At 49.0% G+C, this 24,101-nt stretch carries 20 protein-coding genes; 16 read left to right on the forward strand and 4 right to left on the reverse strand.

Features of this window, described 5'->3' with window-relative positions:
- Nucleotides 1-1,086, forward strand: a 1,086-nt coding sequence (locus HOK28_08895; GenBank protein ID MBT6433194.1) for a hypothetical protein, incomplete at its 5' end; no start/stop codon positions are given.
- Between the two features lie 18 nt (nt 1,087-1,104).
- Here the strand turns inward: HOK28_08895 and HOK28_08900 are convergent.
- Nucleotides 1,105-1,545, reverse strand: coding sequence for a hypothetical protein (locus HOK28_08900; protein ID MBT6433195.1), 441 nt, complete (start codon nt 1,543-1,545; stop codon nt 1,105-1,107).
- A 440-nt stretch (nt 1,546-1,985) separates the two neighbouring features.
- Between HOK28_08900 and HOK28_08905 the strand changes: the two genes are divergently transcribed.
- The 8 genes from HOK28_08905 (at nt 1,986) to cglE (ending at nt 12,618) form a co-directional block, all read left to right on the forward strand.
- Entirely contained in the window at nt 1,986-2,843 is an 858-nt protein-coding gene (locus tag HOK28_08905; protein MBT6433196.1) for an outer membrane beta-barrel domain-containing protein, read from the forward strand.
- Between the two features lies 1 nt (nt 2,844).
- Nucleotides 2,845-3,729, forward strand: coding sequence for an outer membrane beta-barrel domain-containing protein (locus tag HOK28_08910; GenBank protein ID MBT6433197.1), 885 nt, complete (start codon nt 2,845-2,847; stop codon nt 3,727-3,729).
- Between the two features lie 8 nt (nt 3,730-3,737).
- Nucleotides 3,738-5,225 (forward strand): tetratricopeptide repeat protein, encoded by a 1,488-nt coding sequence (locus HOK28_08915; protein MBT6433198.1) that lies wholly within the window; start codon nt 3,738-3,740, stop codon nt 5,223-5,225.
- An 80-nt stretch (nt 5,226-5,305) separates the two neighbouring features.
- Nucleotides 5,306-8,599: a tetratricopeptide repeat protein gene (locus tag HOK28_08920; protein ID MBT6433199.1), complete on the forward strand. Its 3,294-nt coding sequence runs from the start codon at nt 5,306-5,308 to the stop codon at nt 8,597-8,599.
- Nucleotides 8,599-9,870, forward strand: coding sequence for a tetratricopeptide repeat protein (locus HOK28_08925; GenBank protein MBT6433200.1), 1,272 nt, complete (start codon nt 8,599-8,601; stop codon nt 9,868-9,870). The genes HOK28_08920 and HOK28_08925 overlap by 1 nt, the downstream gene beginning before the upstream one ends.
- Nucleotides 9,871-10,028: 158 nt before the next feature.
- Nucleotides 10,029-10,280, forward strand: coding sequence for a hypothetical protein (locus HOK28_08930; protein ID MBT6433201.1), 252 nt, complete (start codon nt 10,029-10,031; stop codon nt 10,278-10,280).
- Nucleotides 10,281-10,325: 45 nt separating this feature from the next.
- Nucleotides 10,326-11,858, forward strand: a complete 1,533-nt coding sequence (locus HOK28_08935) for an AgmX/PglI C-terminal domain-containing protein (GenBank protein MBT6433202.1) — start codon at nt 10,326-10,328, stop codon at nt 11,856-11,858.
- A gap of 7 nt (nt 11,859-11,865) precedes the next feature.
- A complete protein-coding gene (gene cglE / locus HOK28_08940; protein ID MBT6433203.1) occupies nt 11,866-12,618 on the forward strand; it encodes an adventurous gliding motility protein CglE in 753 nt (250 codons plus the stop codon).
- A 122-nt stretch (nt 12,619-12,740) separates the two neighbouring features.
- Here cglE and HOK28_08945 read toward each other — a convergent pair whose 3' ends face one another.
- Entirely contained in the window at nt 12,741-13,541 is an 801-nt protein-coding gene (locus HOK28_08945) for a glutamate racemase (GenBank protein ID MBT6433204.1), read from the reverse strand.
- Nucleotides 13,542-13,683: 142 nt separating this feature from the next.
- On the opposite strand from HOK28_08945, the gene HOK28_08950 reads away from it, so the two are divergent.
- The 4 genes from HOK28_08950 (at nt 13,684) to HOK28_08965 (ending at nt 17,802) form a co-directional block, all read left to right on the forward strand.
- Nucleotides 13,684-14,226: a DUF420 domain-containing protein gene (locus tag HOK28_08950; GenBank protein MBT6433205.1), complete on the forward strand. Its 543-nt coding sequence runs from the start codon at nt 13,684-13,686 to the stop codon at nt 14,224-14,226.
- A gap of 81 nt (nt 14,227-14,307) precedes the next feature.
- Nucleotides 14,308-15,942 (forward strand): hypothetical protein, encoded by a 1,635-nt coding sequence (locus HOK28_08955; protein ID MBT6433206.1) that lies wholly within the window; start codon nt 14,308-14,310, stop codon nt 15,940-15,942.
- Nucleotides 15,939-16,934 (forward strand): NAD(P)-binding domain-containing protein, encoded by a 996-nt coding sequence (locus HOK28_08960; protein MBT6433207.1) that lies wholly within the window; start codon nt 15,939-15,941, stop codon nt 16,932-16,934. Before HOK28_08955 ends, HOK28_08960 begins: the two co-directional genes overlap by 4 nt.
- A 4-nt stretch (nt 16,935-16,938) precedes the next feature.
- The gene (locus tag HOK28_08965; GenBank protein ID MBT6433208.1) at nt 16,939-17,802 is read left to right on the forward strand and encodes a hypothetical protein; all 864 of its coding nucleotides are present in this window, start codon (nt 16,939-16,941) and stop codon (nt 17,800-17,802) included.
- Here the strand turns inward: HOK28_08965 and HOK28_08970 are convergent.
- Nucleotides 17,799-19,163 (reverse strand): dicarboxylate/amino acid:cation symporter, encoded by a 1,365-nt coding sequence (locus tag HOK28_08970; GenBank protein ID MBT6433209.1) that lies wholly within the window; start codon nt 19,161-19,163, stop codon nt 17,799-17,801. The two genes, HOK28_08965 and HOK28_08970, sit on opposite strands and share 4 nt — an antisense overlap.
- Nucleotides 19,164-19,333: 170 nt before the next feature.
- Between HOK28_08970 and trxB the strand changes: the two genes are divergently transcribed.
- The 3 genes from trxB (at nt 19,334) to eno (ending at nt 23,833) form a co-directional block, all read left to right on the forward strand.
- Nucleotides 19,334-20,284, forward strand: coding sequence for a thioredoxin-disulfide reductase (gene trxB, locus HOK28_08975; protein MBT6433210.1), 951 nt, complete (start codon nt 19,334-19,336; stop codon nt 20,282-20,284).
- A 192-nt stretch (nt 20,285-20,476) separates the two neighbouring features.
- A complete protein-coding gene (locus tag HOK28_08980; GenBank protein ID MBT6433211.1) occupies nt 20,477-22,477 on the forward strand; it encodes a hypothetical protein in 2,001 nt (666 codons plus the stop codon).
- A 60-nt stretch (nt 22,478-22,537) separates the two neighbouring features.
- Complete coding sequence (eno, locus tag HOK28_08985; protein MBT6433212.1) at nt 22,538-23,833, forward strand: phosphopyruvate hydratase; 1,296 nt, start codon at nt 22,538-22,540, stop codon at nt 23,831-23,833.
- 65 nt (nt 23,834-23,898) lie between these two features.
- Here eno and HOK28_08990 read toward each other — a convergent pair.
- The coding region (locus HOK28_08990) for a short chain dehydrogenase (protein MBT6433213.1) at nt 23,899-24,101 on the reverse strand (203 nt) is incomplete at its 5' end.

The raw sequence follows: 24,101 nt of genomic DNA on the forward strand, positions 1-24,101 counted from the left end.
ACCCCTGTTGATATTTGTGAGCCTTGTTCCTCTGGCGAAGATTGTAATTCCGGTTTTTGTTTATCAGATGGGGTGAGTTCTTTTTGTTCCGAGGTTTGTCAGTCTAACGATGACTGCGAAACAAATTTTACTTGTATGGCCACAGATGCCGGAACCGGTGGGTGCTTTCCATTAGATTCAGCCAATTGTGGAGATGACCCCCGCGCGGGCCTTAACGAGGTTTGCTTTATTCCAAATGGCGCGGCAAGCGGAGAGGATTATTTCAACGCATGCAAACCCGACCTCATCTGCTTTGGTTTCCAGCCACTTTGCGGGAGTATCACGGGTGCTTGTGTTTTGGTCTGTGATGCCAACCACCCTTGCCCAGAGGAAAACCTTACGTGTTGTGCGGGGCAGGATGAGGCGGGGAATTGTAAACTGCCAAACCCTGAGCAGCCTTATGGCGGGTGCTTCGACGTTCAAAGTAAGGGACAAGCTTGTGTGTCACCGGAGCAATCCATTTGTGATGCAGGCAATGGCTGTTATCACTTCGGAGAAGTCTCGGCTTCTCAGTGCTATGCAGAATGCGATGACCCCAGTGACTGCGCTTCTAACGAACTGTGCAAAGAGTTCGAATTTGATGACCCGACGTGCGCCGGCGCTGTTCGAGTGTGTTGCAGAAATGACCGGGAAGGATGTGTACCCGCTGAAGCCGAATCTCTTCTTGGCTTAGGCATGCGCTGTATTCTCAACGCTGACTGCGACAGTGGTCTTTGCTTGAAATATCAAGGTGAAGGCGCATGCAGTCGAAGCTGTGATCCCGTAACTCAGGTTGGCTGTGAGCAAGACAACGATGCAGACGGCGTGGATGATGGCGGGTTCGAATGTTTGGCGGTGGGCTCAACGGGGCGCTGCTGGCCTCTCGATGGTCCCATTGGGGAGCTTGGTTCCGGTGGGACTTCGGGCGGCCCAGAGCCTGAAGAAGAAAGCAGTGGTTGCTCAAGTGCATTGGGCGCATCACCGTCTTTAGCGACGCAGCTATTCAATCTACTTTTGTTTGGACCACTTGTTTGGATGCGGTTTAGAAGAAGACGTAAAACAAGTTAAACTGAAGAGTATCCATACCTATATATAGCGAGCCACGACCTGCGCGATACCGGGTATGGAAGCTTCAACATGCTTTGCGCCGCTCGGTCTAAGTTTTGCGTAAGCCTTTTGAATAGTTTTGTTTGCAACTTTTGCAATCCGCTTATCCGTTACACCCAGAAGCGAGTCAGCCAGCTCTCGGCGCTTACCACTCCAATGAGATTCTAGATTGGTTGCATTGGTTGCTTGGTAATCTTCATAAAACGGCGTCATTGCATCAACAAAATCGTCGATGAGTTTGTTGACCGCCATATGTATAATACGCGGGTTAAGTTTCTTAATAACCCCAAAACCTGTCTTCACTGCCATGCCGCCAAGCCCTGATTTGCTAGCAACTTCAGATTCTACAAGATTTACACAATCGCCGATCACACGGTCTCGATTGCCTGATTGGAGTAAGATATCTTTAAGCTGACTCATGATTTTCCTTATAATTGGTACGTTCGCGATGTGCCTTTTATTGACGATCGGCGCAAGAGAGATCGAATAGAACCTTTAGATAGGGCCTTTGCGGGCCTTTTTAGGCTCAGGAAACCACCCGCTTTAGGGATACCTGTACCGAAGATAATTCGTTTAATAATAAAGTGTTAGATCTCTTAACGCGATGCGTCCACTGCCGATTCATCTGACCGGTTGATAAATGAGACATTGTGTAAGGGCAATCCCTAAGGACTTCCAATTTTCTGTGAGGTTCCACATTGCGGGTGCTGGGAACATTTGCTACTGATCCCGCCTCGAAGCCGAGTAACTACAAAAGTCGGGTAATTCCGACGCGTTCTAAAGGGAATTGTTGTAGTTGCATAACGTAGACTTGGGGGCACTAACCTTACATGTGCTCCCATCACTTAGCAGGAGGCAGCGTGCGTATCGCGTCGGTCTTTCTAGCTCTTATATTCAGTGCCAATACAGCACTGGCTGATTCCAAAGCACCCGAGTATTCGGAAGATCCGTTTGGTGACTTCGCGTTGTCAGACGAATCTCTCATTCTGAATATCGACTTCCACCCTGCGGGGCATGGAGAGGTGGGCGTACTCCTAGCATCAAGTATGATTGATAAGTACTCGACGCACATCGGAGGCCTCATCGATTTCACATACAACTTCTCCGATGGTGAAGTTGGCGTGAGCCTGCTCGACACGATTGCGGTGAATGTTTCTGCTGGTTATGCAGCGGGTTCGTTAACAAGCATCGTGACCAGCCCACAGGGTATCATCGGAAACAAGGTTGATAAGTGTATTGAAGACCCTTCAACTTGTCCCGGCAAGGATGTCACACCCTACGTTCCAGATTACAAGCAAGTCACATGGATGGCTTCTGTATCTGCGATTTGGGCACCGTTATACGGTAAGATTAACGTCGTCAGTGAGTACGATGTAAACTTGCAGTTTTACGGTTTGTTCGGCGCAGGCGTTAACGGAACCAAAGAAGTCACGGCCACTGTTGTTGGTTATGACGTCGACCCTCGGGGTTATACCCTTGGTTCAGGCGATCCGGGTGTCATGCCTCACCTCACCTTTGGTGGTGGTTTGAAAGTGTTCATCATGGATTGGATTGCCCTTCGCGCTGAAGTGCGTGGTTTACTGAACTTCGATAAATTCGATTTCAAGTATCGACCAAATGCTAATGCAACATCGACTGCTGCGATGGGAACCTATGACGAGCTCTATGCTCCCGGCTATGTTTTCGCGAATGTCGGTCTCAACTTCTTGGTGTTTTAAAATGATGATTAAAACGAAACATAAATCCGTATTAAGAAGAGTTGTGACCTTGGTTGGGTTGTGCGGCCTCATGGCAGTACCAGCGACGACCTGGGCGCAAGATGATGAATTCGCAGCACCAGAAGACACCACGCTTGAGCTGGGTGTAGACGGTCCAAAGACGCGTGCTTTGGTTGCTGAAGATGAATCCATCTATGTTGTTCAGAAGCGAGCTTATTCTAAGAAGGGTAAGTTTGAGATTACGCCATTTGTCTTTACAGCGATGAACCCTAAGTTCGTTGGTTATATCGGCGGCGGCTTCTCGTTCGCGTATCACCTTCGTGAGAACTTCGCGGTAGAGTTTTCGACCAGTATCCCTTACGCCATTGCACCGTTTTACTCTGCGCTGGTTTATGAGGTTTACACGTACGAGACACTTACTCCCGAGGAAGTTGATTTGAAGCAAGTTGAATACTTCGGCGCTCTAAGCGCTCAGTTTTCAGCGCTTTACGGTAAGTTCGAGCTTTACGGCATTCTACTGGATTATGACCTCTACCTCACAGCTGGACTTGGTTTGACGATGACTAAAGAACCGTGTGTGCCTAATACAGGTGACTGTGGCGGAGCAATTGGTCAATACGTGAATCCAACGACAGGCTTACTCGAAGGTGGTCTTGGTTTCGGTTTGCAGACTCCAGAAGCTGGTGGCGATGCACTTAAGCTTTCCGGTCATTTGGGCGGCGGTATCCGTATGTTCTTTACTGAGCGCTTAGGTGTTCGGATTGAGATTCGGGACATTGTTTACGCAGATCGTAAGGTGGGCTCGGCCCAGACGACTTCGCAAAACGTAACAACTGATATCCGCAATACTATCTTTGTCTTTCTTGGTGCGACTGTACTTCTGTAGGTGAAACGATGAAAAAAAGCGTCATAATAGTTTTCTTGCTCGCTCTAGTCGCTCCCTTTGCAGCGCAAGGGCAGTCCATTGAACAAGCGTTGGACCTTTACAAGCAGAAGGAATATCCCGATGCAGCTAAAGCTCTTTACACGGTTGTTTTTGAACACCCCGATCCAGATACACGGGACCAGGCGCAGATTTATCTAGCCGAGAGTCTCTTCAAGATGAATTTTCATAATTCAGCCTTGTTCTACTACAACGAGCTTTTCCAGGTCGGCCGTAGCAACCGTTATTACCTCAATGCGGTTGAAGGTTTATTGAAGATCCAAAAAGCTCTTCATGATCCACTCGTGATTCCAACGTCGCTAAGCACGAACTTTGACGGAGAAGGCTTTAACCAGCTCGATCCTGATAAAGGCGCGCAGATTAGCTATTTGGTAGGCCGTTTAAGTTACATGCGTAACCAAAACAGCTTGGCTCGTGAGTACCTTGAGTTTGTTCCTCCTGAAAGCCTCTACTACAGCAAAGCGCGTTACCTCCTCGGGTTGATTGATATCCGCGGTAACAATGCTGAATCAGCGTTGGAGTATTTTCAGGAAGTTCAAAACCACGTTCCTGAAGATTCAGTCTTCGACGAGCAGCGCCGCGTACGTAACCTTTCGCTTTTGGCGACAGGCCGCGCACTTTACGGTTTGGGCCGTTACAAGGAGTCGAGTGACTTCTTCCTAAAGGTTCCACGGTTTACTCAGCACTGGTTCAACGCCATGTATGAAAATGCATGGGCTTGGTACAAGCAAGAAGATTACGGCCGTGCATTGGGTGAGCTTCACTCAACAACTGCTCCTTACTTCGACAAGACGCACATTCCTGAAACCTACGTGATTCAGGGCACTGCGTACTTCGTAAACTGTCAATGGGACCGGGTTCGCCGTTCTATCAGTCTTTACAATGAAACTTACCCGAAAATGCGTAAGGACATTGAAGAGTACTTGGCGAATTTGCCAGAACCAGCTCAGGTTTATCGCGATATTGCTGACGGTGGTAACGGTAAGTACCCACTTGAGATTGCTCGTGAGATTCGTAAAACCAAGCAGTTCCGCGATTTCCACCACATGATGGAATATTCTACGTGGGAAGCATCCGCCGTTAGCAATAACGAGCGCTTGAACGGTTCACGTTTGAGTAATGACCTTAAGGCATTCATCGAAGATCAGCGCGCAGCACTTGAGCCTGTAATTGGTGGCTGGGTGACAGGTCAGTTGAAGAATCGTTTGGCTCTCTTGAAGAACTTTCAAGGCCAAATCGATACTCTCGATTTGGAGCTTTCCATTGCAGAAACACGTTGGTTGGATGAGCGACGTGAAATCTCCAAAGGTTGGCGTGCCCGATTGCCTCGGCCTGCTATTCCAAACGACCAGTGGCAGCACTGGGAATTCCATAAAGAATATTGGAAAGGCGAGCTTGGTTATTACCATCACGCCGTTGGCAATGAGTGTGATCTCTAGCCAAAACCGAGAGCCGGCTCTAAGAGCCGGCATTTTCGGAATTTGAATCGCGCGAAGCCCCTAAGAGGATACAAGTAGATATGAAGAAACTGAGAGCTCTAACTTCTCTGGTCGCCATTGGAGTGGCCACGACTTTTGCTGTAGGTCTGGTAACAGTTCCTGCTCCGGCTCAAGCCGCGAAAAAAGCAGCTAAAAAGGCAGCTAAAAAGGCTGAGCCTGAAGCACCCAAAAAGCCTATGGCATTCGACGCAGGCCCTCAGCCATTGGCGGACATGAGTGGACGTGCTGACTCAAAGCGTGAAGAGACAATCAAGAAGCTCAAGGCTCTGATTCCTACACTTCAAAAGAACAACCCCGGTAAGCCGATTCGAATGTTCCAGCTCGCAGAAGAGTATTGGAAAAAGTCTCGCTATATTTACATCATGGGTATGGACAAGCTGAGCAAGTCCCTCGACGCATGGGCGGAGGCCGGCAGCGAAGGCAACCCGCCAACGTTCAAGACTCTCCCTGAATACCGTGAGAGTAGCGTTTATAAAGCCGAGGCATTGAAGCTGTATCGCAAGATTCTCAAGCAGTATCCAAAGTTTGAAAACAACGACAAGGTTTATTACGCGATGGCCAGTGCTCACCTTGAAGCAGGTGAGAAGAAGAAGGCGGCTCGCCGTTTTCGTGACCTAACGAAATATTTCCCCAAGTCTGACTTTGCAGCCGATGCATATTTACAGCTTGGTGAATACTTCTTTAACTCAGGGCAAGCGAACTTGAGCAAGGCCATCGGTGCCTACAAGCGAGCTGCTCGAAGCAAGAAACCTCGTATTTACTCTTTCGCTCTCTACAAGCTTGCTTGGTGTGACTACAACTTAAACGAGTATGAAAAGGCTTTGGCCAAGTTTAAGGCAGTTGTAGCTTACTCACTTAAGCAAAGCGCAGCCGCGAAGAAAAATGCCAAGATGAGCCGTAAAGACCAGATTCAGCTGATTGAAGAAGCACTCAGCGATATGGTTCGAACGTACTCTCACCTTGATGCCGTTGATGACGCATTCGATTACTACGTAAACATTAAGCAGAAGGAAAAGGCTTATCCTTACCTTCGCAAGCTTGGTGACCGTTATATTTCCGAAGGTAAGTATGCAGTCGGTATTAAGATGTTTCGCAAGCTAAACGAAGATTCCGATTATCAGTACAACGAGAAGGCGCCTTTTAACCAGGCAAGCATCATGAACGCCTTTGCTCAACTCGACCGTAAGAATGACGTTCGAAAAGAAGCAAGACGTATGATTGACCTCTATTCGCCAAACACCATGTGGGCAGAGAAAAATGCTGGAAATCAGCGTGTTCTAGAAAACGCATTTGAAGTGGTTGAGCAGAAGCTTGGCGAACTTGTTACTGAGAAGCACAAGGAAGCTCAGGAAACCAAGCTGGTTTCTACCTATGAGCTGGCCCGTGACCTTTACAAAGATTACTTGGAAAAGTTCCCTTCATCTGAAGATGCTTACCAGTTCCGCTTCTTCTACTCGGAAATTCTTTTTGAGTTAAAGCAGTTCGACCTGTCGGCAGTTCAGTACGATATGGTTGCTGGCTTAGACGGCAAGTTCCAAAAAGATGCTTCTTATGCAGCGATTCTCTCTTGGGAAAAAGTTCTAGGCGGCGTGAAGGAAACTCTCGGACGTAAAATCGGCGAAGGTAAGCGCGGTAAGAGCAAGGGTAAGCTCAAGCAGCTTGAAAAACTCAAGACACTTAAGAAGGGCGGCACCTACGAGCCGAAGGCACTTACGCCGACTGAAATTAAACTTGCAGCTGCTTGCGACCGATTTGCTGAAATCGCGCCCGAAGACGACGGTGTTGTTAACATCAAGTTTAAGAGCGCGCAGATTTACTACCTAAAGAACAACTTCGACGAAGCAGCTGTTCGTTTCGGCGAAATCATCGACAAGTGGCCACAGCATAAATATGGCCGTTTTGCAGCTCAGTTGATTGTTGAGTCTTACAACGTTCGTGAAGACTGGTCACAGTTGAACGTATGGTCTCGTAAGTTTGCAACAAACCCACGTTTGATGGCTGACAAGAGTTTCTCAAAGACCATTACGGAATTCATTGAGTTCTCTTCATTCAAGGAAATCATCAAGGTTTTCGAACCAAGCAAAACTCAAGAAGAGATTGCTGGTCATTACATTGGATTTGCAACGGAATTTCCGAAGTCTAAGTACGCAATGATTGCTGTCTACAACGCAGTTATCAATTACGACAAAGCAAACCGTCTTGAAGACGCGATTGCACAGGCCAATAAGATTTTGGTGGACTTCAAATCATTCAAGTTGAAAAAAGAAGACATCGCAAACAGCAAGAAGACGGGCGAAGGCATTACGCTACCAGAAACCATTCGTGAAAAGACGATGTATCTAGCGGCTACGTTCCATGGCCGACTTGCGGAGTTCGAAGAAGCTGCTGACCTTTACGAGTCTTACTCTAAAGAGTTTAAGAAAGCTGATAAGCGCCAAGACGCCATTTATAACTCTGCGATTTACCGCGAAGGACTTGGCGACTACGACAAAGCAATCGCCAACTTCAAGCAGTACATGAAAGAGTTTCCGAAGAAGGATGACATCCCAGTCATCGATTGGAAAATTGGTGAAATTTACGTGAAGAAGGGCGACCAGAAGTCTGCTCAATCTCACTTCTCTGGTTTGATTCGATCTGCAGCCAAGCGCGGCGATGCCGAGCGTTCTGTATGTGCTGAATACAAAGTGATGGAAGCTCAGATTGCTCAAGGCCGCGAACGCGATACGCAGCGCAGCTGGGACCGCATTCTGAAGAGCTTTGCGAAGCTAAGTGCTGAAGACAAAGCTAAGCCTTGCCCGTTAAAGGCAGCTGCCTATATCACTTTCAGCAAGCTTGAGCCTGAGTATGAGAAGTACTTGGCGATTGATTTCACCAATGAAAGAACCATCGGTAAAGATGTTCCTGCCAAGAAAGACCTGCAAGGGAAACTTGAAGGAGCTTATCTCGAGGTAATCAAACTTCAGCAGCCTGATTATGCCATTGCAGCGCTTTTTCGCTTGGCGAAATTACAGCAAAACATGGCCAAGGCCTTCCAAAACTCACCGTGTCCAAAAGCTTTGACTGAAGATCAATGCATTGAATATGAAGGTATGGTTTTGGAGCAATCTTATCCCTACGAAGAAAACGCGATTGCCGGTTATGACAAGGCGCTCGCAAAAGCCTATGAACTACAGCTTTACAATGAGTGGTTGATCAAGGCGCAGGAAGGGCTCAAAGCGTATGAGCCTGGTAAGTTTCCTGAAATTCGCAAGTATGCGTTGATTCCAAGTGAGTCAGCACAGCAGACGCCTAAAGTAGCGGAGGCGATGAAGTAATGAAAAGACTAGCTCAATTTACTCGTAGTATTCTTTTGGGAGCATCTTTGGTGGCCCTTACGGCTTGTGGTGGTGCCCAGAAGGACACCATCAAGCTTGCAGATCTTAAACAAGATGCTTCTCCTGCTGAGAAGGCATTCCATGCAGGACTCAAGTCATACATTGCTGAAGACTGGAAAAAAGCCTCTGGCCATTTTCAGGAAGCCTATAAACTCGATCCAGCAGCGACGGGTGCACGTGTGAATCTAGGGATTACCCTGGAAAAAGCGGGCGATTGGCAAGCAGCAGCTGAGGTATATCGTGAAGGCGCAAAGGCAGACCCAACAAACGTTGCGGCTGCTTTGAATGTTGCACGGATGCTGACCAATGGTTCCGACTATGCTGCAGCAAGTGCAGCCCTGGTTACGGCCCTTGAAGCAAATGCAAACAACGAAGACCTACTCAACGCTTACGCAAGTACGCTTCGCGGTGAGAAGAAGTTTAAAGAAGCCGCAGACCAAGCACGTAAAGTAATTTTACGTGATCAGAAGAATCCAGAAGCGCTTAAGAACCTGGCTCTGATTTATGCAGACGATGGAAAGCTTACGCTTGCTGAAACCTTCTTTATGGAAACACTGAAGCTGACTCCGAAGGATGCAAGTATCTATGTAAACCTCGGTTTGATTGCTAGCCGACGTGACAAGCCACAAGTTGCTCTTTATCAGTTTGAAGAAGCTCTTAAACTTGATCCTAAGAACAGTGCTGCACACCTAAACATTGGTGCCATCTCTCTGGGCTTTCGTGATTACGGACGTGCAGAAACGTCTCTGCAGTCAGCCATCGATAATGGCCTAGGTGGTAATTGCAACGCTCTTGCCGCACTTGGTTATTCATTCGAAGGCCTTCAGAAGGCTAAAGAAGCTGTTGACCAATTTGGTAAGGTTTTAGAGATTTGCCCAGCTGAAGTAGATGTTCTCTACACAATGGGAAATATCTGTATGGCTCAGCTTCGTGACAACGAATGTGCCCTTAGCAACTTCATGAAGTTTGCGACGAAGAAAAAAGGTCTAGCAAGCGACCACATGGTTCACATGATGATTAAGTCGATTAAGCAAATGATCGAAATGGAAGCTGCGGGTCCTGAGGCAATTCCTGAGGAAGCACCTGCGGAAGAACCGGTAGAAAGTCAGGAAAGTGCGCCTGAAGGTGAAGTAGCTTCGACAGACGCTCCTCCAACCGCAGTAAACACGGAAACAGCCCCTGCCGACGAAACCAGTGGTGGGGGTCAATAAGCCACAATTCCCGCCTTTAAGTCCATTTCGTAACGCGCCGAGTTAAGTGCGTTAAGGTGGTACAAGGTGGGAGATTCGTGGTTGACAGATGGGGTGCTGCCAGCCTTTACTGACGCATCCCGATTACAGGTCGAGACTAAAAAAAGGTGATGGGAAATATGAAAAAGTTTTTGATGGTATCAATGGTTCTTGCAGCGGTTTTAGGCACTGTGTCGATTGCCAATGCTCAAGACAAAGTGAAGTACAAGAAGAAGACGACCATCGATCTTTCCGCTTCAGTCATTGAAGGTGATTTAGTTCGCCCAGAAGGTTCATACATCGTGAACCGTAAGGTGAGTCGCTTTTCCAAAATGATTATGGATCGCAATGATTTCATTGTTGAATTGTTGCAGTCGGCAAACGACCTTTAATCGCGCTAAGTAGCCCCAACCCAGAGATTTAGAAAGAAGATGTCTATGGATTCACAAGACACCCACGAGAACGACGAGCGGCGCTCTGATGATACTCAGGATCTAAATAGCGACGCGTCCGTGGTGATGGACCTTCCCGATATTGAACGGGATGCAGCAGGTATTCCTACATTCGTTTTTCGTGACCAACTCCCCGAAGGTGACCGACCAACGACTGAAAAGAAGACATTGGAAGTCGTCTTGTTATGGCGCGAAGCTGTCATGACGGTGGGCCACTACAGTGACCCTCGCGATATTACTGTTGGTGATGCACTTAAGAACGATTTTCGAGTATCGAGCGACAGTATTCCTGTTGAGCGATTCCCGCTTCTCTCCGAAGTTGATGGTCAGTTTTCAATCAACTGGACCGGAGACATGGCGCTTGAAGTTAAGGACGAGGACGGAGAAATCCTTGGACTTGATGAGTTGGCTGCTAAGGGCAACATCACTAAGGCTCAGAATGACTCGTACACGAACTCAAGCTACAAGCTTGGACTTCATGAGCGAGCGGCTGTTCAGGTTGGTGAAGTAACGTTTGTACTGCAGTTTGTTTCGCCCGCGCGTCTCATCACAAGCAGCATTCTCAAGACCATCGATTATTATTTCACGAAGGTATTGAGTCTTTCATTCGTTGGCCACTTGTTCTTACTCTTGGCACTTTTGCTTACTCCGCTTGAGCCCGATGGATTGGATGAAGATCTCTTCAAAAACCCAAACCGTTTTGCTCAGTTGATTCTCAAGGAGCCTGAGAAGGCACCAGAGAACAAGCCTAAGTTTGAGCTCTCGGGTTCAAAGGGTGGCGCGAAGCATAAAGATAAAGAAGGTAAGTTCGGTAAGCCGGATAAAGAAAAGAAGGATGCTCTCGCGTCTAAGAAGGGTGCACCTAAGGTTGACCCGAACAAGCGTGAGAAAGACCGAAAAATCGCACAGGAATCTGGTATTTTTGCAGCACTTAAAGGCAGTAAAGATTCTACAGCATCCAACGTATTTGGACCTGGTGGACTCGGAACGGGTATCAACAACGCTCTAGGCGGCCTTCGCGGCAGTGCCATGGGTGATGCTGGTGGCGCAGGTGGTCTCGGAACACGAGGCACGGGTGCTGGCGGCGGCGGTAACTCGCTGGGTATCGGTGGTTTCGGTAGCGGCACAGGACGCGGTACAGGTGGTCTTGGCGACGTCGACTTAGGTGGACGCGGCAAGGGCAAGTACAAGGTTAGCGTCGGTCGTACGATTACCAAAGGTTGTTTAACTGGAGCGGTTGTTCGCCGAGTTCTTGGACGTGTCCAGAGCCAGGCAAAATACTGTTACGAAAAAGAATTGCCTCGTAACCCGAACCTCAGTGGTAAAATTACTACCGCATGGGTCATCGGGCCAACGGGTGGCGTGCTCTCAACGCGAGTTGCAGAGACAACCATGGCAAACGCAAATGTCGAGCAGTGCTTACTGCGCGTAATCAAGCGTCTTAAGTTCCCACCATGTGCTGGTGGCGGTACTGCGGACGTAACCTATCCCTGGATCTTCAAGTCAGGCGGAGGCTGAGAATATAATGGCTACGAGCCCAAAATTGTATCTGTTGGGAGCATTGTTGGTAGGGTTTTTGTTACCCTTTCAAGCTATGGCTCAAGATGTGGACGACGATCTCTTCATGGAAGACGAAGAAGAGAGTGTTAGTCTTGACGAACTTCAGCAAGCGCAAGCTGACGCGGAAGCTCGGGATCCAAATGCACAAATTGGTGAAGACCGATTGGCCAACTTCGAGTTGGACCGCGGTTTCTATCTCTCAAGTGACGTTGGGGTTTTAATTAGTCTGGGTGGTATACAAGGTTATTCCAACCTCCAGCCATTTGTTTCTGTTCGTGGTGGATACGACTTAAGTGATATGTTCAGTGTGCAGGGTTCAGTTTCTATGGGTTATATCTCACAGAATCCGATATCTGAGTACGATGTTCCACTGAGTGCTGGCAGACAAATCGCAAGTTATGACATGACCATGTTCGCGATTGAAGGTTTGGCGTCGTTTCGTCCTACCGAGCGTATTGCGATTGAGCCAAAGCTCGGCGCAGGTTTGACCTTACTAAGCCCGGCGCCTACTGACGCGGCTATTGCTGCGGCACAGGGTTGCAGTATCGATTGCGCGATGAGCCCCGTTGCTCCACATGCAATGGCTGGCGTGGATATCAAGTACCTAACATTGCTCACTGACTTCTCAGCTGGTGTTTCAATGAATGGCTACTTTGTGATTGGACCGAACATTTTAGCGGTATCGGGAGCATTCCTGGTTCGTTACACGTTCAGCTAATCTCAAGCTAAAAAAGCAATTTAAAAAGCCATGGTCTAAACGCCATGGCTTTTTTTTTGTCTAAAATCCCTGAGTCGATGGCCGGGAAGCCGCCGCCGCAAAAGTGATTCTTGTTACGAACCTTAAAGGTCGACGTGCTCAACTTCCGGAATATGATTCCCGAGAAACCTAGAGCCGACTTGTTCAAATCTTTGACCCCAGTCGGTGGCGAAAATGCGTCGTGAGCCTATTGCTTGTTCGGGCGTACGGAGTTGGTTGGTCTCGAGTTCTTTTTTGACCGCATCGGCAACAGCGATAGCGCTGTCGACAATTTTTATCTCATCACCGGCAAGCTCCTGGAGCAGTTCTTTAAAGAGCGGGTAGTGGGTACACCCGAGAACCAGTGTATCTACATTTTGTTCAAGCAATGGCTTCAAATAATCTTGGGCCAGAAGCCGAGTCGCTGGATGCTCAACCAAGTCTTCTTCAGCCAGTGGTACGAGAAGAGGGCAGGCTTGACCGATAACTGTTGTACCTGGTCTAAGTTTCTCAATAGCGGTTTGATAGGCGCCGCTTTGAATCGTGCCCTGAGTACCCATGATTCCAATACGACCATTTTGAGTAAGCTTAGAGGCCACCTCGGCGCCTGGTTCAATGACGCCAACAACTGGGATGTTGAACTCATTACGAATGGACTCAACTGCTACAGCGCTTGCAGTGTTACAGGCAATCACGATGGCCTTAGCACCTTGCTTTACCAAGAACCCCGCACACCGAATGGCGTAGGCTTCAACCACGGCTGCCGACTTGGTTCCATAAGGAACACGCGCGGTGTCTCCGAGGTAGAGAATAGACTCCGAAGGCAATAGATCGGTCAGCGCATGAAGAACAGTCAGTCCCCCGACGCCAGAATCGAAAACACCAATGGGTAAAGTGGCTTGCATGAGCGGCTCATACCGCTCGAGCGCGACTTGCGCCAGTCTCTTTTGATAGGCCCTTGCATTCTTGTCAGGATGGGGCAAAACCTACTTTGAACGTCCGAGCGTCGGACTGATATGGCTTAGAATATGTTAAAGGAGGCCAAGCATGCATGAAGTGAATCGCATGAGCGCCCAGCAAGATAGTTTCTGGCTTAAAATTATCTACGTAATTTCCGCGGTATTGGCGGCGGCGGTTGCGTTCCTAATTCTCGGACCTCGCCCCGAAGGAACCGCGGGAATACTCGATGTTTCAGTGCTGCCTACGGTAAACGCTTCTTTGAATGCATTGACGGGTACCCTCTTGGTGATCGGGCTCGTTTTGGTGAAAACTCGCCGAATTAAGGCTCATAAGCAGGTGATGCTGGCCAGTTTTGGAACCTCGAGCCTCTTTCTCGTCAGTTATGTCATCTATCACTGGTTTAAGGCCGCCCCGAAGTCCTATGTTGGTGACTTTACTACCTTTTATTATTTTATATTGCTCACTCATATCGTCTTGGCTGCTCTGATTCTCCCGCTGGCATTGGTAACGCTCTACCGCGGCTGGAACAATCAGGTCCAAAAACATCGCAATATCGCTAAGATCACATTTCCCATCTGGATGTATGTGTCCATCACCGGCGTTGTCATCTACGTGATGCTCTATCTCTAGCCGCGGCTCTTCACCTCGATCAGTTCTCATTTATTGTCTCATCGTTGGAGTTCAACTCGCCGATCAGACTACAATTCTGTCATGCGTACCGAAGATAGAGAGCGATTACTCACCGACGTTCAAAGCCGCCTGGTTTCATCGATGGCAGGCGGCGATGGCTTACAATACCAAAACGTATTGGCAGATAGTGTTTACCACGAGACCCGTCGTTTGAAGGAAGAGACCGATCTTCGCGAGCGTGACGAAGGCCTTCACTTCTTCAATGGTATTCGCCGCGAAATCAATCATAACTCAGCTCATGGGCACAAAGATGCTCTTGCTCAGGTCGTTTCACGTTACGCTCGTGAGATTTGTGGCAACTTCGACGAACGAGTCTATCGCATGGCCACGAAGGTGGGTCCGGCGGCGCTCGGACTCTTGATAAATGCTGTTTCACCCAAGCGTATTTTAACCCGCTTCCCGCAGCTACCGGGTTTGGACCAAGCCATGGTCATTCAAGGGGAAACCGAACATCTACGCCGGCTTCATGAGCTGGGAACAGTGATTATGGTGCCGCATCATGTGAGTAACCTTGATTCGCTTTTATTGGGCTTTGCCGTTTACAGGTTGGGGCTGCCGCCATTGATTTATGGGGCAGGATTGAACCTCTTTTCAAATCCGTTGATCAGTTATTTCATGCACAACCTTGGTGCCTATACCGTAGACCGGCGAAAGACTTGCCCACTCTACAAACAGGTTCTTAAAGAGTACGCTACGCTCACTCTCGAATACGGTTACGACAACCTCTTTTTTCCCGGAGGAACACGCTCTCGTTCAGGAGCGATTGAGAGATATCTCAAATTAGGACTTGCAGGCACTGGTTTGCAGGCCTTCATCAACAACGTCAAACGAAAAAAAGAACGCTCAAAGATATTCTTTGTTCCTACCACGCTTTCGTTCCAATTGGTTTTGGAAGCGGAAACTCTGATTGATGACTTCTTAAAGGAAGTCGGTAAATCACGTTATATTATTTCCGATGATGAATTTTCCAAGCCAACCCGAATCTTAGATTTTATGAACCAGGGTATGAACCTTCATTCTAAAATCTACGTAACATTTGGCCGGGGATGTGACCCGTTTGGGAATCCGGTAAACGATGATGGTGTGAGCATGGACCCGAGAGGTCGCAGTGTTGATATCAATCGATACGTTCTCTCTGGCGATGAATATGTTTCAATGCCGGGTCGAGACAGAGAATATACAGGAGAAGTCGGTACACGCATCAAAGAAGCATTTACAAAAGATAACGTTGTACAGTCTACCAATGTGGCCGCTCGATGTGTTTTTGAGATTTTGAGATCTAGCAATCGGCAAATGGATTTGATGCGACTCTTACGCTTGGGCGGAGCAGACGACAACTTTGAGCTTAGAGATGTTTACCGAGCTCTTGATGAACTTCTGGAAACCCTCCGGGCTCTTGAGGCAACCGGTGGTATTCGATTGTCGCCGGATATTCGCAATGCACCGGCCGATGATGTCATGGCCGACGCGCTTAGGCATTTTTCTATCTACCACCAAAAGCATGCCATCTACCGTAAGGGTGACCGGCTCTTTATTGGTGATAGAAGCCTCCTTTTTTATTACCAGAATAGACTTGAAGGATACGACCTAGAAGCTCGGTTGGGATTGAAGCCCGCTTTGGCACCCAGTCATCGACATATTTTGGGGGCATCATGAGTAAATCACCCACGATGATACGTCCAAGGGTTGCTGTACTTGGCGGAGGACGGCTGGCGCAAACTGTTGCAGGGATGCTCTCGGGCGTTGGGGCCTCTGTTACTTTGTGGGCGCGTCGTAAAACAGTTCGAACACAGCTGGCCCGGATGAACAATGAGTGGCACTTAGCCGAAACTGTTCAGGACGCCTGTGAGGCTGCCGACCTCGTTTTACCTGCTCTGCCAGCTTACGGGCTTCGCGAAGTTATGGCCCAATATGGTGATGTTGCTCGCGGAGACCAAATTGTCTTACACGGTATTCGAGGCGTTGAACCCGGGTTTATTTTGCCACACCAGGTGATACGAGAAGAAACCTGTATTCGCAAAATAGGAGTCTTAGGGGGGCCGCTCTTTGCTCCGGAACTTCACGAGGGTTTACCAGTGAGTGCTGTTGTGGCATCTCGCTACCAAGAGGTCGTTGATGTTTTAGGCTTCGTCTCAGATGTTTCTGCTTTGTATCTACACAGTAGTTCTGATCCCGTCGGTGTTGAGGTTATCGGGGCGATTTCAAACGTCACCGCCTTGGCAGTGGGCGTTTCGAATGCACTGGGACTCGGCGAGACCGCGCGCGGTGTTTTGATTACCCATGGGCTGGCCGATGCTGCTCGGCTTGGGATGCTCCTGGGAGCACAGCCGGTAACCTTTGCGGGGCTGGCCGGGATTGGGGATATGATTCCTCGTAAGATTGCATCCATCGACCGTCACTACGACTTGGGTGCAGCTATAGCTGAAGGCAAGCGGAGTGATGAGTTGGGGACAGGTCGTCAACCTCTTGAGGGAGTTGTCACTGCCCAAGCAGCAGTCGAGCTGGCGAATAAACATGGGGTAGAATTGCCCTTGGTTGCGGCAGTGGACGTGCTTTGTCACCAAGCTAAAGATTGTGACCCACGAGAAGTACTGTCACGGGTGTTGCGTTCAGATCTTGATCTGGACAGAGCATTTGGAGGGCGCTGAACCGATGACGGTAGGGCGTTTTTTAAATCAAACCAATTCGCGAGTATTGCCTGCTGATTATGCCGGACCGGTACTGATTTGCGATATCGACAAGACCTATTTATCGACGAGATTTTCAAGCATTCGCGGTTTGATGGGCATCCCATTTGAGTTTGCACTCGATAAGGAACCCATTGATGGGGTGGTCGCAACCTTGAGAGCGTGGCGCCGAGGGCCAACTTCTGATTTTGGTGTGACACCTATGTACTTCATCAGTGGTAGCCCTAAACAGCTTCGACCTGTGATCGAGAATCGGATGCTTCTTGATGGTATCGAATACGATGGAATCACCTTCAAGGACCAGCTTGGCTTATTGTTACGTGGAAAACCAAAGGGAATCGTAGAGCAGATAGGTTACAAGCTCACCTCTCTTTTACTTTATGCAACGCAGTTCCCCGTGGGTTGTGAATGGTACTTCTTTGGCGATGATGTGGAACGTGATGCTGAAGTCTTTAGACTCTTCGGGCGTGTTTGTGGGGGGCTAAGAGGAGTTGGTCTTTCGACCGAGCTTGAAGGGCTTGGGGTAGCAAACCGAGATATTACGAATATCACAAAACTGGCTGCTTCACTTCCTCACACCCAAGATCCGGTGCGGTCAATATTCATACATTTAGCCACTGGCAAAGAACCTCAAGCACCTGAGGATTCTCGGATTCATCTAACGCGGTCTTATTTACAGACTGCCATGGTGTTGGTGCGTGACGGTTTGGTTCGGGATGAAACAGTGGGGACGGTTGCGCGAGAGTTGAGACTTCGCGGCACGCAAGAATCCCAAATCGATTTCTTTCGTGAGGATGCTCAATCTCGGTTCGGGATTGAGGAAACTTAAGCCTTGCTGGCGGGATCAAACAACACAGAGTCGTCGATAGCATTTTCAGAGTGAGCAATCACTAAAGCCCCGCAGGAATCGCTCCAGATATTGGTCATGGTACGAGCCATGTCGAGTACGCGGTCTACAGCCCAAATCAAAGCAGTGTATTCGAGAGGGAGATTAACGGCATTGAGGATGATCACCATCATGACGAGCCCGGCATGAGGAATCCCTGCGGCTCCAATGCTTACAGCCAAGGCTAAGAAGACGACCATGATTTGCGCTTGCAGCGTCAGCGGTGCGAATTCAGGGTGGGTGGCAGCGTGGATTTGAGCAATAAATAAAACGGTCACACACTCAAAAAGCGCTGTGCCATCCATGTTTACCGTGGCGCCAAGAGGCAGTACAAAACTGCTTACTTTGTTTGAAATACCGGCTTCGTCGTTGGCAGTTTCAATGGTGACGCCTAACGTGCCGGAACTCGATGCGGTTGAAAAACCGGTGAGTAGGGCGGGGCTCATTGCTCTCATGAACACATATGGGTTTCGCTTGGTGAGCACCCAGCACAAGGCGGGAAGACTCACTATAAAATGAAAGCCAAGTGCCGCAGCTACGGTGAGGATGAACCCAATCAAGCTTAGGAAAATCTGAGGTCCGCTGGTAGCTACCGTAAACCCGACAAGTCCTGCTATGCCAACGGGCGCCAGAGAGATGACCCACATGGTCATTTTCATCATGACGTCGGCGGCTCCCTCTACGAAGCCAATCATAATAGCACGGTGCTTTTCATCGATTTGTGTCAGAAAGATGCCGAAGAGAATCGCAAAGACGATAACCCCGAACATGTCGAATTTAGCGGCTGACTCAATGACATTGGTGGGAACCATGTTCACCACAACATCCCAGAAGCCATCAGGTGGATGAGCTTCACGGCCTTGCGTGGGAATCATAATATTGGTTCCCTCACCGGGTGTGAGAAGGTTCACGGTGACCAAGCCAGTAACGATAGCCATGATGCTGGTGCATACGTACCAGCCGATTGTTTTGAGTCCGATTCGGCCCAAAGCGCTTCCGCCGCCCATGGAACAGATCCCGCAAACGATGGAGAAGAAGACGAGAGGGATGACAACCATTTTCAGCAAGCTTAGAAATATTCGGCCAATACCATCTAAGGCTGCTCCTAAGAAGCTGCCTTTGACCGAGGCCACGAGGGCATCGTTGATTTGCTTTGCATTTGCGTGAAGGTCAGTGGGTAGGTAGTTGGGGCCTAAGATGGCCTCCCTCACATTATCGATATGCTGAAGGTTAATGACCGAGCCTACGAGAATACCAAAGAGGATTCCTGAGAGTACCAACCAATGCGATTTTACGTTCTTCATTCTCTCCGCCTTCTGTTTCGTATTCTTTCACAACTGCCTCTTGGGACCAAGGATTCTGCTATTCCACCAATAAATGGCTCGATTCGTTAAAAAATTAGGTTTGACCGTTGACCGTATCGCCTGAAACGGTGTTAAAAGTAGGCCTCAAATCATTCGTGCGGAGATGTGTCATGGCAGATGTAGAAAACGTCATTATCATTGGGTCCGGCCCTGCCGGTCATACAGCAGCTGTTTATACGGCGCGGGCTGACTTAAAGCCCTTAATGTTCGAAGGCTTCAGTGCCGGTGGTATCCCTGGTGGTCAGTTGATGACGACCACGGAAGTTGAAAACTACCCAGGTTTTCCCGATGGAGTGAGTGGTCCGGAAATGATGATGGCCTTCAAGGCTCAGTCGGAACGGTTTGGAACGCGTTCGTTGATGCAAGACGTACAAGAAGTCGATCTTTCACAGCGCCCGTTTCGCTTGAAGAGCGATGGCGTTGAGTATTTGGCAAAATCCCTGATCATCGCGACGGGTGCTTCAGCGAAATACATCGGCCTCGACAGTGAGCAGCGCTTGATGAACAAAGGCGTTTCGGCCTGTGCAACATGCGACGGTGCTTTGCCTATGTTCCGCGATAAGCCACTCGTTGTGGTTGGCGGCGGTGACACGGCTATGGAAGAGGCTCTCTTTCTCTCGCGTTTTGCGAGCAAAGTGACACTTGTCCACCGTCGTGAAGTCTTTCGTGCATCGAAAATCATGCTTGAGCGTGTTGAAAAGCATGAAAAAATCGAAATTGTTACGAATGCTAAAGTGATTGAGGTGTTGGGCGAGAGTGAAGTTACCGGAGTGCGTCTCGAAGATACCGTCAACGGCGAAAAGCGGGACCTCGAAGTGACAGGCCTGTTCGTAGCTATTGGACACCAACCCAATACTCAGGTTTTCGGTGAGCAGCTCGATAAAGACGAGCGCGGCTATCTCGTGACCCAAGCAGACTCATCTTACACCAACGTAGAAGGCGTCTTTGCCTGCGGCGATGTGCAAGATCACGTGTATCGTCAGGCAGTTACAGCGGCAGGCTCTGGTTGTATGGCAGCCATTGATACCGAGCGATGGCTCGAAAGCCAGGGCGAAGGTTAAGTTTTAGAGCCCAATTGCTCCAATAGGCTCGATCGGTTCGAGGACATGATTGAAGCACGCGCGCCTTGCTCGGCCTCTGTGCATTGACACGAGACTTATCGGTGGTTATCAAGCCCCGAAGAGTATTGTAATTACAGGGTTTCTTCTTTCGGAGTCTTCTGATTTTGAAAGTTGCACCAGCAGGGGCGCAGCATGGGACGACACCTCCAGACAGGCTTATTATTTTTGGTAATTCTGGCCACGCTTACCGGATGCGCAGGCCGTGAATTTATTGTTCGCGGTGATGAGCTTCTGAAAGAGGGCCGCTACAAAGAAGCCATCGTTTACTACGAAAAAGCTCGCGAGCTCGTTCCAGATAACAGCTCTGTACTCGAGGGAATCAGACAGTCTCGAATCCTGGCCGTTCAGGATGAGCTGGATAAAGCCGATAAGTTGATGAAAGACATCGACTACGCAGGCGCCCTGGGTCACGCCCTCAGAGCCAGTAAAATGCCTCTCGACTTGGATGAGGTGCAACTGCAGCGCCGTATCCGCGATTCCGTATCCTCGGCAGAAAAGCGCGCTGAAGACCGCGTACAGGACTGGGTGAATCGCGGTCATTATGTGCCAGCGGTCGAACTCGCTGACATGATAGTTGATGCTTCTCGCGGGATGGCATCTCGTAAGAAGTGGGCCGCTGAGCTTCGGCGTGAAGCTCAAGATTTTTTCGCGAAGCGAGCCTCCGATAACCAAGTTGCAAACCTTCCAGGAAGCTCAGCACTTCAAAGCTCAATCGCTCAGACCCTTGGAGCCGACACTAACAACGATACGCTGATGGGCAATTGGGCAAGCTTTGCTGCTCCGGTTTGTTTCGGCGCGGTTACTATTCAGGTCAATGATAAAACAGGAAAACTCGGTTCAATCGCTGAAAGCTTGAAGGAAGGCGTCACGACGAAGCTTTCAAGCCTCAAGAAGCGATGCGGTAACGGAGAAAGACCGCTTGGTCTAACACTTCACCTCGAAGAGTTTAACATCACCGACTCCACGACCACTGAAAAAGCCTCCAAGCCTTTTCCCGGCGTTCGGATTGAGACTGAAGAAGTTTATTACGAAGAGGTTCCCTACATCGTGGTGGAAGAAGTTACGGAAGAAGAAATCCGTATCGAAAAGGTCGAGCGCCGCGATTGTGCGCCGCGGCCTGGTAAGCCTCGCGGCTGTGTAACTTGGCTTGAAGACGTGGAGCGTAAAGTTCCGGTCAAAGTTAAGAAAGAAGTCGAGAAGATTAAAAAGGTTGAACGTCGCCGTCCGGTTAAAGACCTGCCTGCTGACAAGGTTCTGACTTATGAGATGACCCGCGTGATACGAGCCATGAATCTCTCTGGAACCATCACCGTGACAGGGTCTGAACAAAAGCCCGTTGCATTTCGAGTGATGAAGGAGTCGCGAGACACTGCAAACGAGCAAGTGAAGCATGCTCGAATGACCATTGCGGCAGATCAAATGGAAGCAGATAGCATAGAAGTTGTTCAGGCAAACTCTGTAAAAGAAGTCGCCAGAGCAAGCGCTCGCGCCACAGCCCGGGCCATCCGAACTTGGATGCGAGATGTTCGTAAGCAAGCCCAACAAGCTGCGGCCGACACTAAAATGAACGAAGCTGAAGAGCTTTACTTGCAACTTATTGCTCTCGGGATTCCGGCTGATGATCAGGTAAAACGTTTTTTCAAAACCCGTTATGGTCAGAATCTTGAGGAGATTTTTAATCCTCTCTCGGTTATTTTGGGGCAGGAATTGGTCATTGACCGTGAAGCTCAAAAACGTCGCAAGCGCCGCTTCCCAAGTAAGATGCCTTCGGCGGGTAAGTTTCCAAAGAAGAAGATGAAGCCAGCGCCTAAGCCTGTCCCCGATGCTCCAGCAGTGACAGAAGCTACGCAGGACGCCCCGGTTTCCGAAGAGCAAGCTGAGGCTGCACCAGCTCCTACAAACGAAGTTGATGATGCTTTTGATAGCGCTCTCGGCAGTGATGAAGATGACGTTCCTGAGGAAGACTTTGGAAGCGTTGACGAGATTCTAGAAGCCAAAGACAAAGACAAAGACAAGGCCAAGGCGAATAAAGCTTCAGAAGAAAAGAAAGCTCCATCTAAAAAAGCTCCAAAGAAAAAGGACGCTAAGAAGGATGAAGCTAAGAAAGACGAGTCGTCTGAGGACGCCAAGTAAATTAGAAACCGCTTAGTGGTTAAGCCAGTGTTCGCTGGTTGTGAAGGGGAGAATTCAATCATGGCAAATGCAGCCGAAATCGTTTTAGAGGGCCGAGAAAGTAAAGATTCTCGTGGACGTCCAACAGTTGAAGTCGTTTTGAAAGTCGCCGGAGTTGAAGTTACCGGTGATGTCCCTGCGGGCGCATCCAAGGGTGAGGACGAGGCAAAGACCGTCTCCGTTGACCAGGCGATCAGTAATATTCACGGACCCATTGCTACGATTATTCGCGAATCAGGTGCCAACCTGGCCGAGCATGCAGGCTTGTTGGCAATTGAAAAACTTATCATCGAAAAATCTGGTGAGAATTACGCGACACTCGGCGCGAACGCTGTTCTGCCTGTATCACGAGCGCTCTGGCAGGCAGCTGCTGCTCTTCACAAGCAAGAGCTTAGTCAATACATCAACGCGAATGAGACTGAGTTGGCATCCGACGGTACTGTTGGCTTTCTCATGAATATCTTCAACGGCGGTCTCCATGCTCTCAAAGAGGGTGAGACTCTGGGTGAAGACCGGATAGACATTCAGGAAATCATGGTCGTTCCAAGTGCGGCAACTTATGCTGAAGCGCTTGAAATGGGCGATAAGATTGATTTTGCTCTCAAGGGAATTCTCACTGAGAAGTTTTCAGCTGATGTTTTAACCCGCGCGGATGAAGCCGGTTTTTCAGTTAAAGGCCTTGGGTCCAGCACTGAAGCATTTGGCTACGTGTTTGATGCTATTCGAGCCGCAGGGTACGAGCCCGGTAAAGATGTGAAACTTGCCCTCGATGTTGCCGCGGCCTCTTTCTATAACGCCGAAAACAAAACCTACCAGTTTCAAGGCAAGTCGATTTCAAGCCAAGAGATGGTTGATTACCTTGTAGGCCTTGTTGATAAATACGAAGGCTGCATGCTTTCGGTTGAAGATGGCTTAGATGAAAACGATTGGGACTTTTGGCCAGTGCTTACGGCAGAGTTAACCAAGCGTGATGTTGTGACTATTGGGGATGACCTCTTCGTGACTCAGCTTCCACGTCTGGAGCAAGGCATTGCAATAAAAGCGGCAACTGCGATTCTCGTGAAAGTGAATCAAAACGGTAGCATGTCTGGAACTTTCGAAGTCATGAAACGTGCGAGAAGCGCAGGTATGAAGTGTGTGATTTCTCACCGGTCCGGTGAAACACTTGATGCGAGCATTGCCGACATCGCCTACGCGACGGGGTCCATGGGCCTTAAAACGGGTGATCCACAACCGGAAGCAGACTTTCCAGATAAAACTACCTGGGTTCGTCGGGCTAAGTATTTGAGAATGGTTGAGCTTGAAAAGCTAGGCTAAGAATCAAGTTAAGATGAGACAAATAAGAACGGGGCGCATTCAACGCCCCGTTTTTTTTGACTTGCTTAAACGAAGAAATCTGGAAGTAAGTCTGCACCTGGAGTCATGGAATACTTTTCCAAGTCGGCATCGGTTGCGCCGGCTGACTTCAGTACGTCATCATCTATGCAGAACTGCCCCGTGAATTCTTTGCTGTCTCGCGTAAGAATTACATGTGCGGCATCGGCCATGATTTCTGGTTTACGAGAGTTCTTTGCTGCCGCTTCTC

This window comes from Deltaproteobacteria bacterium (assembly GCA_018668695.1).
Lineage (GTDB): Bacteria > Myxococcota > XYA12-FULL-58-9 > XYA12-FULL-58-9 > JABJBS01 > JABJBS01.

What these genes read in the sequence shown, in the direction of transcription:
- HOK28_08900 (MBT6433195.1), bottom strand. Translation starts at nt 1,545, where the DNA reads ATGAGTCAGCTTAAAGATATCTTACTCCAATCAGGCAATCGAGACCGT.
- HOK28_08910 (MBT6433197.1), top strand. Translation starts at nt 2,845, where the DNA reads ATGATGATTAAAACGAAACATAAATCCGTATTAAGAAGAGTTGTGACC.
- HOK28_08915 (MBT6433198.1), top strand. Translation starts at nt 3,738, where the DNA reads ATGAAAAAAAGCGTCATAATAGTTTTCTTGCTCGCTCTAGTCGCTCCC.
- HOK28_08920 (MBT6433199.1), top strand. Translation starts at nt 5,306, where the DNA reads ATGAAGAAACTGAGAGCTCTAACTTCTCTGGTCGCCATTGGAGTGGCC.
- HOK28_08925 (MBT6433200.1), top strand. Translation starts at nt 8,599, where the DNA reads ATGAAAAGACTAGCTCAATTTACTCGTAGTATTCTTTTGGGAGCATCT.
- HOK28_08930 (MBT6433201.1), top strand. Translation starts at nt 10,029, where the DNA reads ATGAAAAAGTTTTTGATGGTATCAATGGTTCTTGCAGCGGTTTTAGGC.
- HOK28_08935 (MBT6433202.1), top strand. Translation starts at nt 10,326, where the DNA reads ATGGATTCACAAGACACCCACGAGAACGACGAGCGGCGCTCTGATGAT.
- cglE (MBT6433203.1), top strand. Translation starts at nt 11,866, where the DNA reads ATGGCTACGAGCCCAAAATTGTATCTGTTGGGAGCATTGTTGGTAGGG.
- HOK28_08945 (MBT6433204.1), bottom strand. Translation starts at nt 13,541, where the DNA reads ATGCAAGCCACTTTACCCATTGGTGTTTTCGATTCTGGCGTCGGGGGA.
- HOK28_08950 (MBT6433205.1), top strand. Translation starts at nt 13,684, where the DNA reads ATGCATGAAGTGAATCGCATGAGCGCCCAGCAAGATAGTTTCTGGCTT.
- HOK28_08955 (MBT6433206.1), top strand. Translation starts at nt 14,308, where the DNA reads ATGCGTACCGAAGATAGAGAGCGATTACTCACCGACGTTCAAAGCCGC.
- HOK28_08960 (MBT6433207.1), top strand. Translation starts at nt 15,939, where the DNA reads ATGAGTAAATCACCCACGATGATACGTCCAAGGGTTGCTGTACTTGGC.
- HOK28_08965 (MBT6433208.1), top strand. Translation starts at nt 16,939, where the DNA reads ATGACGGTAGGGCGTTTTTTAAATCAAACCAATTCGCGAGTATTGCCT.
- HOK28_08970 (MBT6433209.1), bottom strand. Translation starts at nt 19,163, where the DNA reads ATGAAGAACGTAAAATCGCATTGGTTGGTACTCTCAGGAATCCTCTTT.
- trxB (MBT6433210.1), top strand. Translation starts at nt 19,334, where the DNA reads ATGGCAGATGTAGAAAACGTCATTATCATTGGGTCCGGCCCTGCCGGT.
- HOK28_08980 (MBT6433211.1), top strand. Translation starts at nt 20,477, where the DNA reads ATGGGACGACACCTCCAGACAGGCTTATTATTTTTGGTAATTCTGGCC.
- eno (MBT6433212.1), top strand. Translation starts at nt 22,538, where the DNA reads ATGGCAAATGCAGCCGAAATCGTTTTAGAGGGCCGAGAAAGTAAAGAT.